A 14,755-nucleotide genomic window follows, 5' to 3' on the forward strand; every position below is an offset into this window, starting at 1 on the left:
GTTCACTGGGGCATCCTAACTCCGAGGTCCGACGTGTGGCGCTTGGCGAGGTCCGCCACGGCCCGCTCGAGGTTCGGGTCCTCGCCACGGGCGAGTCCTGCGTACTCGAGGTCGTACTCCCCCGCTCCTGCGCCCGTCCGGGGCACCACCTTGACCCACACGCGGCGGCGCGGGACGAAGAGCGACGTCAGCAGGCCGAGCACCGACAGCACCGCGAAGCCGCCCACCCACAGCTGCGACGGGTCGTGGTGCACGTCGAGGGACACGTACCGCTTCACCCCGTCGAACGTGATCGATCCCGCGTCGCCCGGCAGCTTCTTGGTCTGCCCGGGCTTCAGCTCGACGCTCGCCGTGGACGACTGCCGACCGGCGATCTGCTTGAGGCCGCTGGTGTCGAGCGTGTAGACGCTCTGCGGGACCCCGTCGTCGAGGCCGAGGTCGCCCGTGTACACCTGCAGCGTCAGCAGCGGGTTCTGGTCGTCCGGGTACGCGCTGGCGTACGCGCCGGTGGACAGCTTGGACGCCGTCGGGTAGAAGAACCCGACCATGCCGAGCTGGTCCGGCACCGAGTCCGGGACCTTGATGACGCCGGTGGAGGTGTAGTTCGCGTCCTCGGGGAGGAACGGCACGGTGTCCTTGAACGCCACGTTGCCCTCGCCGTCGCGTACCGTCACCGACATGGCGTAGCCGTTGCCGAGCAGGTACACGTTGGTCCCGCCGATGCTCACCGGGTCGTTCACGCCCAGGCGACTGGTCTTCGCCGTGCCGCCCCGCTCCTTCGTCGTCACCGTGGCGGAGTAGTCGAGCGCCTGGCCGAGGGCGTCGAGGTTGCGCTCCTCGTACTTCGTGACGAACTTGTCGAGCGTCAGGTTGTAGCCCTTGAGGTCGGTCTGCTGGAACCAACGACCCGGGTTGAACGAGTCGTACGAGCCGAGGACGTTCGAGAACGTCTGGCCCTCGACGAGCAGCCGCTGGCCGGTGTAGCCGAACCCGCCGCCGACGCCGACCGCGAGGAGCACCCCGACGAGCGCCGCGTGGAACACCAGGTTGCCGGTCTCGCGGAGGTAGCCGCGCTCCGCGCTCACCGAGTCGCCGAAGCGTTCGACGCGGTAGCCGGAGCGCTTCAGCAGCGCCATCGCCCGCGTCACGGCCTGCTCGGGCGACGCGTCGGTGCCGTCGGCGGCGACCCTCTGGTAGCCGGCGAGACGCGTGAGCCGCACCGGGGTCTTCGGCGGCCGTGTGCGCAGCGCCTGCCAGTGGTGCTTCGTGCGCGGGATGATGCAGCCGATCAGGGACACGAAGAGCAGCAGGTAGATCGCCGAGAACCACACCGAGGTGTAGGTGTCGAAGACCTGCAGCTTGTCGAGGATCGGGTAGAGCGTCGCGTGGTCGGCCTTGTACTGCACCACGCCGTTCGGGTCCGCGGTGCGCTGCGGGACCAGCGAACCCGGGATCGCCGCGAGGGCGAGCAGCATGAGGAGGAAGAGCGCGGTCCGCATGCTCGTCAGCTGGCGCCAGAAGAAGCGCAGGTAGCCGACCGCACCCAGACGCGGCTGGGCAACGCCGTCGCCGCCGCCGGCCGCGGACGACTCGGCCACGGGGGTGCCGTCGACGTGGTCGGACGGTCGCTGCGGGTCCGACGCGGTGTCGGTGCCGCTCGAGTCGGGGTCGGTGCCGGTCGCGTCGGGGTCGGTGCCGGTCGCGTCGGTGTCGGGATCAGACTGCCGGGACATAGCTCTGGATCACCGCCCCCACGCTCGACATGACGGCCGACCAGATTCCGGTGACCATGAGCAGACCGATGACGATCAGGATCGCTCCTCCGATGATGTTGACGGTGCGCATGTGGCGCTTCACGGCGCGGATCGCCCCGGTCGCCCAGCCGGCGCCGAGCGCGACGAGGACGAACGGGATCCCCAGGCCGAGGCAGTACGCGACGCCGAGCCACATGCCCTGCCAGGCGCTGCCGGACTGCACGCTGAGCAGGTTGATCGCGGCGAGGGTCGGGCCGAGGCAGGGCGTCCAACCGAGGCCGAACACGATGCCGAGCAGCGGCGCACCGACCAGACCGGTCGCCGGCGTCCAGCCGGGCTTGATGGTGCGCTGCATGAACGTGAAGCGCCCGACGAAGACGAGTCCCATCGCGATCACGACCACGCCGAGGATCTGCGTGATGAGGTCACGCCAGCGCACGAGCCAGAAGCCGAGCGCCCCGAAGACCGTCGTGTACGCGACGAAGACCGCCGTGAAGCCGAGGATGAACAACAGCACCCCGAGCACCACGCGACCGCGGCGCTGTCCGCCCTCGGCGACACCGCCGACGTAGCCGAGGTAGCCCGGCACGAGGGGCAGCACGCACGGCGAGAGGAACGACACGAGACCGGCGAGCGCCGCGACGGGGAGCGCCACTGCCATCTGCCCGTTGAGGATCGCGTCGGCGAAGGGGTTGCTGGACACGGGTCAGGAGGCCTTGCCCGACAACTCGTCCGAGACGAGGGTGTTCAGGATCCCCGGGCCGTCGACCGCGCCGAGCACCCGGGCGGCGACGCGCCCCTTCTTGTCGAGCACGATCGTCGCCGGCACGGCGTTGGGCGCGATCTGACCGGACAGCGCGAGCTGCATCGCCCCGGTCTTCTGGTCGAGCACCGTCGGGTAGTCGACCTTGAACGTGCGCTCGAACGCCTCGGCGGTGCCCTGCTCGTCGCGGACGTTGACGCCGATGAACTGGACGTCCTTGCCCGCGAACTGGTCGTGCACCGTGTTGAGGTACTTCGCCTCGGCACGGCACGGCGGGCATCCGGCGTACCAGAAGTTCAGGACGACGACCTTGCCCCTGAGGGCCTTCGACGAGACGGTGTCGCCGTCGATGTCCTTCGCGGAGAAGTCGACCGCGTCGGTGCGCTTGTCCGTCGCGACCTCGGTCACCGCGCCGTCACCGGAGATGTAGTTCTGGGTCGTCCCGCTGCCGTACTGCTTCGACAGCGAGTCGTTGTCCGACGAGCAGCCCGTCAGGACGAGCGCGGCCGCCACCGCCGTCGCTGCGAGGGCCACGAACCGCTTGCTGGTGCTGATCACACTGCTCCTTCATCGACGGCGGTCGCGCGCAGTGCCTGCGCCGGGTCCGCGTACCCGACCTCGGTGAACCGGCCGGACGAGGTGGCGGGTACACGCTCGACGGTCGTGATGCTCGAGAGGTCGCAGCGTCGCTTCCTCGGGTCGTGCCAGAGCTGCTCGCCGGCGAGCCGGCGGTGGACCATCCAGATCGGCAGCTGGTGGCTGACGAGGACGACGTCGCCCTCGTCGACGCTCTCCCACGCCGTGGTGATCGCCGCGAGCATCCGGTTCGCGATCGACTCGTACGCCTCGCCCCAGCTCGGCCGGAACGGGTTCGCGATCCACGGCCACTCCGCCGGGCGCCGCAGCGACCGCTTCGTGAACCCGGGAGGCTGCCCCTCGTACCGGTTGGTCGGCTCGATGAGCCGCTCGTCGAGGGCGACGTCGAGCCCGAAGGCCGCGGACCAGGGCGCCGCCGACTCCTGCGTGCGCTGCAGCGGGGAGGCCACGATGCGACGGACGTCGACACCGGCGTCCTTCCACGCGGTCGCCGACGCAAGCGCCATCTGCGCGCCGAGGTCGCTCAACCCGAAACCGGGGAGCCGTCCGTAGAGCACTCGGTCCGGGTTGTGCACCTCACCGTGACGGACGAGGTGGATTCGGGACGCGGGCATGGGTTCCAGTGTAGGTCGCCCCGGCGTTCCCACCGCCCGCACAGGCGATTCACGGATGCGGAAGCGCTCAGCCGAGTTCGCCGGACAACCGCCCGTGCAGCGCCGTCGACGCCGTGTTCAGGTGCACGACCTCGACGCTGGAGCCGTGCTTCGCGAAGCGCTGCTCCACCCCGTCGAGCGCGGCCACGGTGCTCGCGTCGAACACGTGGGCGTCGGACATGTCGATGACGACGTGCTCCGGGTCCTCGGCGTAGGAGAACCGGGTGACGAGGTCGTTCGACGACGCGAAGAATAGCGCACCGCGCACCCGGTACCGGACCGTGTGCTCGTCGACCGGCTCGCGCACGACGGACACGACGTGCGCTGCCCGCCGGGCGAACACCAGGGCCGCGACCACGACCCCGACCAGGACACCCGTCGCGAGGTTGTCGGTCGCGACGACGACCACGACCGTCACCACCATCACGACGGTCTCGCCGAGGGGCATCCGGCGGAGCGTGCGCGGGCGGATGCTGTGCCAGTCGAAGGTCGCCACGCAGACCATGATCATCACGGCGGTGAGCGCCGCCATCGGGATCTCGGCGACGAGGTCGTGCAGCACGATCGTCAGCACGAGCACCGAGGCACCCGCGACGAACGTCGACACCCGGGTGCGGGCGCCCGCCGTCTTCACGTTGATGACCGTCTGCCCGATCATCGCGCAGCCGCCGGTGCCGCCGAAGAACGCGGACGCGACGTTGGCGACGCCCTGTCCCCAGGACTCCCGCCACTTGCTCGAGCCGGTCTCGGTGATCGAGTCGACGAGCTGCGCGGTCAGGAGCGTCTCGATCAGCCCGACGATGGCGACGCCGAACGCGTACGGCGCGATGATCTGCAGCGTCTCGAAGCTGACGGGCGTCGTGATGCCGGTGAAGCCCGGCAGCGCCGTCGGCAGGGCACCCTCGTCCCCGACCGTCGGCACCGCGATGCCGGCGACCAGGGTGATCGCGGTGATGACGACGACGGCGACGAGCGGGGCCGGGACCGCCTTCGTGAGGAACGGGAAGCCGACGATGATCCCGACGCCGAGCGCCGTCAGCGGCCAGACCACGACTGGCACGTCCCCGCCGAACAGGTTCGGCAGCTGCGCGGTGAAGATCAGGATCGCGAGCGCGTTGACGAACGCCACGTTGACGCTGCGCGGGATGAACCGCATCAGACGCGCGACACCGAGGAACCCGAGGACGATCTGCAGGACGCCGCCGAGCACGATCGTCGGCACGAGGTACGCGATGCCGTGGTCGCGCACGAGCGGCGCGATGACGAGGGCGACCGACCCCGCGGCGGCGGACACCATCGCCGGACGCCCGCCGACGATCGCGATCACCACGGCGATGACGACGCTCGAGAACAGCCCGACGGCGGGGTCCACGCCTGCGACCACCGAGAACGAGATCGCCTCGGGGATGAGGGCGAGCGCGGTGACGACCCCGGCGAGGACCTCGCGCGTGAGGAGGCGGGGTGAGCGCAGGGCGCTGAGGACGCTCGGGGCGGTCGGGGCGTGGGTGATCACGGACATCGCGAGGAACTCTACCCTCACGTGAGGGTAGAGTCGTCACCGTGACCACCACGATGCACATCGGCGAGCTGGCCGAGCGCGCCGGGATGTCCCTCCGCACCATCCGGCACTACGACGAGGTCGGGCTGCTGGTCCCGAGTGGCCGGACGAGCGGCGGCTTCCGGGTCTACACCGAGCAGGACCTCGAGCGGCTGCTCGTGATCCGGCGGATGAAGCCGCTGGGGTTCACCCTCGACGAGATGGCCGAGCTGCTCCGGGTCGTCGACGGGCTCGCGGCGAAGGACCCCGAGGACGAGCCGGCACTCGCCGCGCGACTCGACGAGTTCCTCGTCGACGCCAGGGCTCGACACGCGAAGCTCGTCGAACGGGCGGGCATGGCCGAGGAGTTCATCGGCACGCTCGGATCCCTGCGCGCCTCACTCCCCTGACAACTCGCCCGCCTCGATCAGCCGTCTGCGCTCGCGGCGCGCATCACGCCATTCATCGAGACGCCGTCGGAGGTCGTCATGCTCCCAGATGATCCGGCGTGCCTTCCACGGACGGAACCGGTACTTCCGCCTGATCCGTTCCCGCCACTCCTCTTCCCGACGACGGAGGAGTGCGAGCACCGGGTCTTCAGTCATGTCGACCCTCCCTTCCCGTGATGATCTCGAGCACGACTGTGCCGTAGACGGCGTCCTCGTCGCGAAGACTCTGCATTTCGTACATCGAGTTCGCGCTCGCGAAGCCGATCTCACCCCGCCCGACGTCACCATCGCAGGCTTGGTCGACTGTCCACACGAACCGCGACCACGCGCGGTCGCGCTCCTCACGCGCAACGTCCCGCCTCCACCGCAACACGGCCCACAGCCCGCAGATGCCGGCCACGACCACCGTGAACGCCACGGTGATCGCCGCCGCGACCACCGTCGCCACCGCCGCAGGCGGCCAGGCCGCGAGCCCCTCGACCCCTGCCGTCATCCGGGGCCTCCCTCCAGCTCGCGACCCGGCCACGTCGAGAACGCTACGGAGGAGTCGACCCCCGGCACGTGCCTCCAGGCCGACCTTGTGGACAACCTCCGACCGGACCCGACCTGTGGAGGAACCAGCACCCGGGACCCGGACCGTTAGACTCGACCACCGTGATCGAACGCACCCGCATCGCCGACCTCGCCGCACGCCCCGACGGCCCCGTCTCCGTCGCCGGATGGGTGGAGACCGTCCGAGACCAGAAGAAGGTGCAGTTCGTCGTCCTCCGCGACGAGACCGGCGCCGCGCAGCTCGTCAACCCCGCCACGCGCGAGGTCGAGGACGGCGACGACGCCGCCCAGGTCGCCCTCGGCATCACAAACGAGATCTCCGGCCTCGCGCACGGCACGTTCGTCCACGTGCAGGGCACCCTGAAGCAGGACGAGCGCGTCAAGCTCGGCGGGCTCGAGGTCAAGGTCGGCTCGCTCGAGGTGATCAGCGCCGCGATCCCGGAGACGCCGATCGCGGACGACTCCTCGCTCGACAAGCGCCTCGACTGGCGCTTCCTCGACCTGCGCAACCGCAAGCAGAACCTCATCTTCCGCATCCAGACGACGATGGAGCACGCGTTCCGCACCTACTGGGTGGAGCGCGACTACATCGAGATCCACACGCCGAAGCTGATGGCGTCGGCATCCGAGTCGCGTGCCGAGCTCTTCCAGCTCGAGTACTTCGAGACGACGGCGTACCTCGCGCAGTCGCCGCAGAACTTCAAGCAGATGGCGCAGCCCGCCGGCTTCGGAGCGGTCTTCGAGATCGCCGACGCCTTCCGCGCCGACCCGTCGTTCACGAGCCGCCACGCGACCGAGTTCACCAGCGTCGACGCCGAGATCTCCTGGGTCGAGTCGCACGAGGACGTCATGGCCATGCACGAGGAGCTCCTCGTCGCCGGCTTCACCGCGGTCAAGGACAAGTACGGCAAGGAGATCGAGGAGGTCTTCGGCTTCGAGTTCGTCGTCCCGACCGCGCCGTTCCCCCGCGTCACCCTGGCCGAGGCCCGGAAGATCGTGGCCGACAGCGGCTACGAAGTCGTCCGTGCCGATGGCGACCTCGACCCCGAGGGCGAGCGCCGCGTGAGCGCCTGGGCGAAGGAGACGCACGGCTCGGAGTTCGTCTTCGTGACCGACTACGACGCCTCGATCCGCCCGTACTACCACATGCGTCACGCCGACGACCCGACGCTCACGAACAGCTACGACCTGCTGTTCAACGGCGCCGAGATCTCGACGGGCGCACAGCGCGAGCACCGCGTGGAGACCCTGACGGCGCAGGCCGTCGAGAAGGGCCTCGACCCGGAGGAGCTCGGCTGGTACCTCGACTTCTTCCGCTACGGCGTGCCGCCGCACGGTGGCTTCGGGATGGGTCTGGCCCGGGTGCTCATGCTCGCGCTGCACGAGCCGTCCATCCGCGAGGTCACGTACCTCTTCCGCGGCCCGACGCGCCTGACCCCGTAGGGCGAGCGCGCGCGGCCCCGCAACCGCGCACATGGTGAGCAGCAATGGTCGCCTCCCGGACAGGGAGGCGACCATTGCTGCTCACGAAGCGAACAGCGACCGTGCGGACACGGGTACGCGGGCACGCGGGCACGCGCGCGGGCCGGGAGGCGCGGCTCAGGCCTGCCAGTCGATGGCGGCCCGCCCCGTGACCATGCCCCGGATCTCCGCTGCCGCGGCCTGGTGCTGCGGGTGCACCTGGTACTCGTCGAGGCCGGCGAGGTCGTCGAAGGCTGCGACGACGGCCACGTCCTGGTTCTTGCCCGGGTAGGCGACGTTCTCGACGACCTGCAGGGAACGGATCGACCCGACGGTGCCGACGAGCCCGACGAGGAGCTCGCGGATCCGGTCGATCGACGCGGTGCGGTCGAGGTCCTCCCGCAGGGTCCAGGAGACGACGTGGTGGATCATGCGCGGGACTCGGCCTTCTCGAGGGCACGGTGCAGCCGGTCGGCGTCGACGTGCCAGTTGCTGTGGACGCGCCCGTCGACGAGGACGACCGGGATGTCCTCCGCGTACTCCTCGCGGAGCGCGTCGTCGTCGAGGATGGACAGCTCCTGCAGGGTCGCCCCGGGGTGTTCGGCCACGACGCGTTCGACGACCGGGCGGGCGTCGTCGCAGAGGTGGCAGCCGGGCTTCGTCAGGAGGGTCACGGCGGGCATGGCACCACCCTAGGACACACGAAAGCCCCGGCGAACCGGGGCTTCGGGTGCAAGTACTGGACTTACTTCTTGTTGCGACGCTGGTGGCGCGTCTTGCGAAGCAGCTTGCGGTGCTTCTTCTTCGCCATGCGCTTGCGACGCTTCTTGATGACAGAACCCATACGGACCTCACTCGGACTGATGTTGTGTGGACACCGGGCCAACGAGACCGCGGAAAAACAACCCCGCCGAGTCTAGCGGAGGGCCGACGCGATGTCGAACGGGCCGGTTCGAGCCGGGCTACCCGACGTCGGCGATGCCACCGCGCAGGACGTCCGCGACGGCGGACTCCGGGACGCGGAAGGACCGGCCGAACCGGATGGCAGGGAGCTCCCCCGCGTGGACCATGCGGTAGACGGTCATCTTGGAGACGCGCATCATCTCGGCGACCTCAGCGACGGTGAGGAAGCGCACGTCGTCGAAACTGCCGGTCATGGTCCGCCTTCGGGTATTGGTGTGACCTGTGTGGTCACTGGCAACTGTAGGGGCCGGTGCGATCGGTGTCCAGATGCGGATCAGTCCTCGTCGCCGCGCCGCGTGAAGCGCTTGCGGCTGCGGTCGACGACGCGCTCCCACCCCTGCTGCGCACCGGAGACGACGGCGGTGGCACGGTACGACGCCTCGGCCATCACCCGCCCGAGTTCGGTGCCCACCTCGACCGTGGCCTTGCCCGCCACGCCGTTGCGACGGACGGACACCGGTTGGCCGTCGAGGGTCCACGACGTGGTGGCCGGGGTGCCGTCCGCGTCGACCGCCCCGGTGAACGGCAGCACCCACTCCTCGATGCCGACGAGGGGCTCCGGGTCGAGCCGGTAGTAGCGGTGCTGCCCCTCTTCACGGCTGGTCACCAGGCCGATGTCACGCAGGACACGCAGGTGCTTCGACACGGTGGGCTGGCTGACGCCGAGCTTCTCGACGAGCTGACCGACGCTGAGCTCCCCGCCGGTGACGTCCGAACCGTACGCGGACAGGAGCGCCCCGAGCAGCTCACGTCTGGTGGGGTCCGCCACGACGCTGAAGATGTCGGCCATGCAGCAAGGCTAGCCGGGGCGTCACGGATGTACCATGACGAACCGTCCCGCCCATGTCCCCGGAGGCATACGATGCTCGATCGCCACGAGCCGCTCCCCGCACAGGTGGGCGCATCGCGGCGACGGGTGAACCGGGTGGCCGCCGTGCTGCGGTCGTCACCGTCCCGACTGGCGATCCTGGTCTTCATCGCGCTCATCTTCGTGTTCACGGCGCTGTTCATGACGCCGTGGGCGACGAAGGACGGCTCCGCGACCGACTTCGCCGACGCGCTGTTCACGGCCGCGTCGGTGGTGTGCGTGACCGGCCTGGCGACGGTCGACATGGCGACGCACTGGTCGGTGTTCGGCAAGACCCTCGTCGTGATCGGCACCCAGATCGGCGCGGTCGGGGTCCTCACCTTCGCCTCCATCCTCGGGCTCGTCGTGACGCGTCGACTCGGCCTCCGCGCGAAGCTCATCGCGGCGGGCGACTCGAACCCCTTGCGCACCCACCACGGCGCCGTGCCGGAGGGCCAGGCGGTCCGGCTCGGCGAGGTCGGCACGCTGCTCGCCACGGTCGCGGTGAGCACCCTGACGATCGAGGTCGCGCTCGGCGTGCTGCTGCTGCCGTCGGTGCTCGTCGCGGGCATCCCGTTCTGGTCGGCCGTCGGCGACTCCTTCTACTACGCCGCGATGGCCTTCACGAACACCGGCTTCGTGCCGAACGACACCGGTCTCGCGCCGTTCGCGCACGACTACTGGTTCCTGTCGCTGCTCATGGTCGGCGTCGTCGCGGGGTCCATCGGCTTCCCGGTGATCCGGACCCTGACGAAGCAACTGCGGAACCCGCGCCGCTGGCCGATCCACGTGAAGCTCACCCTGGCGACGAGCGCCGCGCTGCTGGTCGGCGGGGCGATCGTGTACATCGCGCTCGAGGCATCGAACCCGACGACCTTCGGCGAGGAGGGCGCCGGTCGGACGGCGTTCCAGGCGCTCTTCCTGTCGACGATGACCCGGTCGGGCGGGTTCTCCCTCGTCGACTTCGACCAGCTGAACGGCTCGAGCCTCCTCGTCACGGACATGCTCATGTTCATCGGTGGCGGGTCTGCGTCGACCGCCGGCGGCATCAAGGTGACGACCCTCGCCGTGCTCTTCCTCGCCGCCGTCGCCGAGGCCCGCGGCCGTCGCAGCATGGAGGCGTTCGGCCGCCGGATCCCGAGCGACGTCCTGCGGGTCGCCGTCGCGATCGTGCTGTGGGGCGCGACCATCGTCGCCGTCGCCACCGTGGTGCTCCTGCAGATCACGCACGAGTCCCTCGACCGGGTGCTGTTCGAGGTGATCTCCGCCTTCGCGACCTGCGGGCTGTCGGCCGGCGTCTCCGAGAACCTGCCCGACGCCGGCAAGTACGTCCTCGCCGCGACGATGTTCCTCGGTCGTGTCGGTACAGTGACCATCGCCGCAGCGCTGGCCGCCAGCCAGAGCCGGCAGTTGTTCCGCCGTCCCGAGGAGAGGCCGATCGTTGGCTGATCGCCACGCACCCCGCGCCGACCGGCGCGCCCCCCGCGCCGACCGCCGCGCACCACACCCGGTGACCGGCGCCGTCAGCCACGACGCGCCCGTGCTCGTCATCGGCCTCGGCCGGTTCGGCGCCGCGACCGCCGGTCAGCTGGAACGGCAGCACCGCGAGGTCCTGGTCGTCGACACCGACGCCGGCCTCGTGCAGAAGTGGTCGGACCGGGTCACGCACGCCGTGCAGGCCGACGCGACCGACATCGACGCGCTCCGGCAGATCGGGGCGCAGGACTTCGCCATCGCGGTCGTCGCGGTCGGCTCGCACCTGGAGTCGAGCGTGCTGATCACGGCGAACCTCGTCGACCTCGGCATCCCGCAGATCTGGGCGAAGGCGGTCAGTCGCTCGCACGGCACGATCCTGTCCCGCATCGGCGCGAACCACGTGGTCTACCCGGAGCGCGAGGCCGGTGAGCGGACGGCCCACCTCGTCTCCGGGCGGATGCTCGACTTCATCGAGTTCGACGACGACTTCGCCGTGGTCAAGATGTTCCCGCCGGCGGCGGTGCGCGGCAAGGACCTCGCCACCACGGTCATCCGGACGCGGTTCGGGCTCACGGTGCTCGGCATCAAGACGCCGGGCAAGGCGTTCGTGCCGGCCACGCCGGAGAGCGTGATCGGTCAGGACGACGTGATCATCGTCTCCGGCACCGAGGGTGACCTGGAACGGTTCGCCGCCCTGGAGTGACCCCGGGACGGCCTGGAGGGACGGGCCCGCACCGTGCCTCCCGTCCGGCTCCTGGTCACGTCGCGGACGCGACCCCGTCCCGCAGCGTGCGGAAGAGGCGGTCGAGGCCGGCGCGGTGCGCCGTCGCGACGGCGTCGCGGTCCTCGTCCGCGAGGACCCGGCGAGCCGTGTCGACGAACACGGTGGCGTAGCCGGCGACGAACAACGCCGCGAGCAGCCCGTCCCCGATGGTCTCGGCGAGCACGCCCTGCGCCTCGGCGACCAGTTCCCGGACGCGGGACTGCAGCGCGGGCGAGTCGGCGATCGTCCGGAAGAACGCTTCGGAGCGGACAGCGAGGCCGGAGATCGGCGCGCGCTCGTCCACGAGCCGGGTCGTCAGCGCCTCGAGCGCATCGAGGACCCGATCGCGCGGCACGCCGTCGACCGCGTCCCGGAACTGCGCGACGGCCTCGGCCGACCGGTCGAGGAAGAGGTCCTCCTTGCGCGGGAAGTGCTTGAAGACCGTGACGCTCGACACCCCGACGGCCGAGGCGACCTGCGCGACCGTGACCGCGTCGAACCCGCGCTCGGCGAACATCCCGGAGGCCGTCTCGGCGATCCGCGCACGCGTCTCCGGTCCCCCGCGGGGTGCGCTCCTCGGCATGCCCGACCCACTTCCTATTGACTGACTCAGTTGAGTGACTTAACTTAGTCGCATGAACGACATCCGGGTCCACTCTCCCCGATCCCTGCGCGGTTCGCGGGTCGCCCTCGCCGGGCTCGCCGCGGTCTTCCTGTTCGAGATGCTCGACAACTCGATCCTCACCGTCGCGCTGCCGACCATCGGGCGCGAACTCCACGTCGGTGCGACCGGGCTGCAGTGGGTCACCGGGGCGTACTCGGTCGTCTTCGGCGGGTCCATGCTCGCCGCCGGCGCGGTCGCGGACCGGTACGGTCGCCGCCGGGTGATGCTCGTCGGGCTCGTGCTGCTCGGCGTCGCGAGCCTGGCGACCGCGTTCGTCACCACCGCCGACGAGCTCGTCGCCGTCCGCGTCGTCACCGGGATCGCCGCCGCGATGACCACGCCCGGGTCGATGGCGCTCGCGTTCCGCCTGTTCGACGACGACGACCAGCGCGTCCGCGCGATCAACCTCATCTCCACCGTCGGCCTCGTCGGCCTGGCGGTCGGTCCGACGCTGGGCGGCCTCGTCCTCGCGGTCGCGCCGTGGCAGGTCCTGCTGCTGGTCAACGTGCCGATCGCCGCGCTGGCGTTCGTCGGCATCCGGACCGGAGTCGACCGCGACGACCCGGCCGGGCTGCACCGGGCGCCCGTCGACTGGGCGGGCGCACTCCTCGGCACCGCCGCGGTCGTCCTCGCACTCGTCGCACCCACCCGCTTCGCCGACGGCGGGGTCACCGACTGGACCGGCTGGGCCGCCGCCGCCGGCGCGGTCGCTGCGGGTGCCGGGTTCGTGGTCCGCCAACGCCGTGCCGAGCACCCGCTCCTCGACCTCGCGCTCGTCGCACGCCCCCTGGTGTCGAGCGGTCTTGCGTACAAGGCGGCCACCGGACTCGCGGTCGCGGGCCTCGGGTACCTCGTCACCCTGCACCTCCAGCTCGCGTGGGGCTGGCCACCGGCCCTCGCCGCGCTCGGCATGCTCCCGCAGGTGGTCGTCCTCGTGGCCGGCAGCGCGGTCGTGGGACCGTTCGTCCGGCGCGTCGGGCTCGAGCACGCGGCGTGGTCGAGCGCCGCCGCGGTCGTCGTCGGGCTCGCCGTGTACACGCTCCTCGGGCCGCACGGGTACGGCTGGATCGCACTGGCCCTCGTGCTCGTCGCCGCCGGGATGCGCGTCGTCGGCGTCGTCGCCGGCACGAACGTGCTCCGCGGGCTGCCGGCCGACCGCACGACGATCGGCGCCGCGCTCGTCGACACGTCGTCCGAGGTCACCTCGGCGATCGGCATCGCGGTGGCCGGCACGGTGCTCGCAGCGGTCGTCACCGGACGGTTGACCGCGACGCCGTGGACCCACGCCCAGGGCGTGCAGTTCGACAGCGCCGTCACGATCGCCGGGACCGTCCTCACGGTGGTCGCCGGGGTGCTCGTCGCCTGGGCGACGGCCCGCGCCCGGCAGGGCCGACGCGACGTCGCCCCGGAGCCCGCGGCACCGGACGCCGTCCTCGCCGACTAGGCCTTCGAGAGCTCCTCCGCACGCGCGATCGCGGCGTGGGACGCCCGCTCGAAGGTCCCGGCGAGGTCCGCCTCCTGCAGCACGGCGACGGCGCGCTCGGTGGTCCCCTTCGGGCTCGTCACGGCCTTGCGCAGCGCCGCCGGCTCCTTGCCCGACGCCGCGAGCAGCTCCACCGCGCCCCGCAGCGTGCCCTGCACCATCGCCTCGGCCTGGTCCGTCGTGAACCCGAGCGACTCCGCCGCCTGCTGCCACTGCTCGACGAGCAGGAACACGTAGGCGGGGCCGGAACCGGAGACGGCCGAGAGCGCGTCGAGCTGCGACTCCGGCACCTCGATCACGACACCGGAGGCGGAGAACACCGACGACGCGAGCGCGACGGCCCCGGCGTCCGCGGAGGCACCGGCGCTGACACCGGTGACACCGTGCCCGACGCCGATCGGCGTGTTCGGGAGCGCCCGGACGACGCGGACCCCCTCCGGGACCCGCGCTTCCATGCTCGCGGTGGTCGTCCCGACCGCGACGCTCACCACGACCGCACCCGGCTCGAGGTCCGCCGACACCTCGTCGAGCAGGTCGCCGATCGCGTAGGGCTTCACCCCGAGCACGACGAGCGCCGCTCCACGCACGGCCACACGGTTCGCGTCGGGGTCCGTGTCGCTCGCGGTGGCGTCCAGCCCACGCTGCCGGTGCGCCGCGGCGGACTGCTCCGACTTCGTCGTGAGCGTCACCGTCGCGGGGTCCAGACCGGCGGCGAGCAAGCCGTCGAGGACCGCGCCGGACATGGAGCCGACGCCGAGCAGGGCGGTGCGGGGCAGTTCGATCGTCATGGTCC

Annotated in this window: 19 protein-coding genes; 5 read left to right on the forward strand and 14 right to left on the reverse strand. The window is 70.9% G+C overall.

All coding sequences use genetic code 11. The features are described from left to right. Positions 1-2: 2 nt before the first annotated feature. From resB to ACRQ4B_RS14805, 5 genes are all read right to left on the reverse strand, one after another. Complete coding sequence (gene resB / locus ACRQ4B_RS14785; protein WP_439692156.1) at positions 3-1,733, reverse strand: cytochrome c biogenesis protein ResB; 1,731 nt, start codon at positions 1,731-1,733, stop codon at positions 3-5. After that, positions 1,717-2,415 (reverse strand): cytochrome c biogenesis CcdA family protein, encoded by a 699-nt coding sequence (locus ACRQ4B_RS14790; RefSeq protein ID WP_439694412.1) that lies wholly within the window; start codon positions 2,413-2,415, stop codon positions 1,717-1,719. Before ACRQ4B_RS14790 ends, resB begins: the two co-directional genes overlap by 17 nt. 45 nt (positions 2,416-2,460) lie before the next feature. Beyond that, entirely contained in the window at positions 2,461-3,075 is a 615-nt protein-coding gene (locus tag ACRQ4B_RS14795; protein ID WP_439692157.1) for a TlpA family protein disulfide reductase, read from the reverse strand. After that, positions 3,072-3,728, reverse strand: a complete 657-nt coding sequence (locus tag ACRQ4B_RS14800; RefSeq protein ID WP_439692158.1) for a histidine phosphatase family protein — start codon at positions 3,726-3,728, stop codon at positions 3,072-3,074. The genes ACRQ4B_RS14795 and ACRQ4B_RS14800 overlap by 4 nt, the downstream gene beginning before the upstream one ends. Positions 3,729-3,795: 67 nt before the next feature. Further along, a complete protein-coding gene (locus ACRQ4B_RS14805; protein ID WP_439692159.1) occupies positions 3,796-5,286 on the reverse strand; it encodes a SulP family inorganic anion transporter in 1,491 nt (496 codons plus the stop codon). 53 nt (positions 5,287-5,339) lie between these two features. Here ACRQ4B_RS14805 and ACRQ4B_RS14810 point away from each other — a divergent pair, with 53 nt between their 5' ends. Further along, positions 5,340-5,714 carry a MerR family transcriptional regulator gene (locus ACRQ4B_RS14810; protein ID WP_439694413.1) on the forward strand — a complete coding sequence of 125 codons (375 nt, stop codon included), beginning with the start codon at positions 5,340-5,342 and terminating at the stop codon, positions 5,712-5,714. On the opposite strand, the gene ACRQ4B_RS14815 is transcribed toward ACRQ4B_RS14810, so the two are convergent. Together ACRQ4B_RS14815 and ACRQ4B_RS14820 are read right to left on the reverse strand one after the other, a co-directional pair. Beyond that, complete coding sequence (locus ACRQ4B_RS14815; protein ID WP_439692160.1) at positions 5,703-5,909, reverse strand: hypothetical protein; 207 nt, start codon at positions 5,907-5,909, stop codon at positions 5,703-5,705. The two genes, ACRQ4B_RS14810 and ACRQ4B_RS14815, sit on opposite strands and share 12 nt — an antisense overlap. Then, a complete protein-coding gene (locus ACRQ4B_RS14820; protein WP_439692161.1) occupies positions 5,902-6,246 on the reverse strand; it encodes a hypothetical protein in 345 nt (114 codons plus the stop codon). Before ACRQ4B_RS14820 ends, ACRQ4B_RS14815 begins: the two co-directional genes overlap by 8 nt. Before the next feature lie 161 nt (positions 6,247-6,407). Here ACRQ4B_RS14820 and aspS point away from each other — a divergent pair, with 161 nt between their 5' ends. Beyond that, entirely contained in the window at positions 6,408-7,748 is a 1,341-nt protein-coding gene (aspS, locus tag ACRQ4B_RS14825; RefSeq protein WP_439692162.1) for an aspartate--tRNA(Asn) ligase, read from the forward strand. 156 nt (positions 7,749-7,904) lie between these two features. On the opposite strand, the gene ACRQ4B_RS14830 is transcribed toward aspS, so the two are convergent. The 5 genes from ACRQ4B_RS14830 to ACRQ4B_RS14850 all read right to left on the reverse strand — a co-directional run bounded on the left by ACRQ4B_RS14830 (position 7,905) and on the right by ACRQ4B_RS14850 (position 9,519). Then, positions 7,905-8,198 carry a Dabb family protein gene (locus ACRQ4B_RS14830; protein ID WP_439692163.1) on the reverse strand — a complete coding sequence of 98 codons (294 nt, stop codon included), beginning with the start codon at positions 8,196-8,198 and terminating at the stop codon, positions 7,905-7,907. Continuing rightward, positions 8,195-8,449 carry a glutaredoxin family protein gene (locus ACRQ4B_RS14835; RefSeq protein WP_439692164.1) on the reverse strand — a complete coding sequence of 85 codons (255 nt, stop codon included), beginning with the start codon at positions 8,447-8,449 and terminating at the stop codon, positions 8,195-8,197. Before ACRQ4B_RS14835 ends, ACRQ4B_RS14830 begins: the two co-directional genes overlap by 4 nt. A 62-nt stretch (positions 8,450-8,511) precedes the next feature. Continuing rightward, positions 8,512-8,610: a 30S ribosomal protein bS22 gene (locus tag ACRQ4B_RS14840; RefSeq protein WP_003792170.1), complete on the reverse strand. Its 99-nt coding sequence runs from the start codon at positions 8,608-8,610 to the stop codon at positions 8,512-8,514. Positions 8,611-8,728: 118 nt separating this feature from the next. Then, complete coding sequence (locus ACRQ4B_RS14845) at positions 8,729-8,923, reverse strand: helix-turn-helix domain-containing protein (protein ID WP_022902482.1); 195 nt, start codon at positions 8,921-8,923, stop codon at positions 8,729-8,731. A gap of 80 nt (positions 8,924-9,003) precedes the next feature. Then, the gene (locus ACRQ4B_RS14850; RefSeq protein WP_439692165.1) at positions 9,004-9,519 is read right to left on the reverse strand and encodes an ArsR/SmtB family transcription factor; all 516 of its coding nucleotides are present in this window, start codon (positions 9,517-9,519) and stop codon (positions 9,004-9,006) included. Positions 9,520-9,591: 72 nt separating this feature from the next. On the opposite strand from ACRQ4B_RS14850, the gene ACRQ4B_RS14855 reads away from it, so the two are divergent. Both ACRQ4B_RS14855 and ACRQ4B_RS14860 read left to right on the forward strand, forming a co-directional pair. Then, entirely contained in the window at positions 9,592-11,025 is a 1,434-nt protein-coding gene (locus ACRQ4B_RS14855) for a TrkH family potassium uptake protein (protein WP_439692166.1), read from the forward strand. 61 nt (positions 11,026-11,086) lie between these two features. Further along, positions 11,087-11,755, forward strand: coding sequence for a potassium channel family protein (locus ACRQ4B_RS14860; protein WP_439694414.1), 669 nt, complete (start codon positions 11,087-11,089; stop codon positions 11,753-11,755). A gap of 55 nt (positions 11,756-11,810) precedes the next feature. On the opposite strand, the gene ACRQ4B_RS14865 is transcribed toward ACRQ4B_RS14860, so the two are convergent. Continuing rightward, a complete protein-coding gene (locus ACRQ4B_RS14865; protein WP_439692167.1) occupies positions 11,811-12,398 on the reverse strand; it encodes a TetR/AcrR family transcriptional regulator in 588 nt (195 codons plus the stop codon). 52 nt (positions 12,399-12,450) lie between these two features. On the opposite strand from ACRQ4B_RS14865, the gene ACRQ4B_RS14870 reads away from it, so the two are divergent. Then, the gene (locus ACRQ4B_RS14870) at positions 12,451-13,923 is read left to right on the forward strand and encodes an MFS transporter (protein ID WP_439692168.1); all 1,473 of its coding nucleotides are present in this window, start codon (positions 12,451-12,453) and stop codon (positions 13,921-13,923) included. Here the strand turns inward: ACRQ4B_RS14870 and proC are convergent. Continuing rightward, positions 13,920-14,750, reverse strand: coding sequence for a pyrroline-5-carboxylate reductase (proC, locus tag ACRQ4B_RS14875; protein WP_439692169.1), 831 nt, complete (start codon positions 14,748-14,750; stop codon positions 13,920-13,922). The genes ACRQ4B_RS14870 and proC overlap by 4 nt on opposite strands. Positions 14,751-14,755 lie beyond the last annotated feature (5 nt).

The organism is Curtobacterium sp. SP.BCo, assembly GCF_051903265.1.
In the GTDB taxonomy this organism is placed as follows: domain Bacteria; phylum Actinomycetota; class Actinomycetes; order Actinomycetales; family Microbacteriaceae; genus Curtobacterium.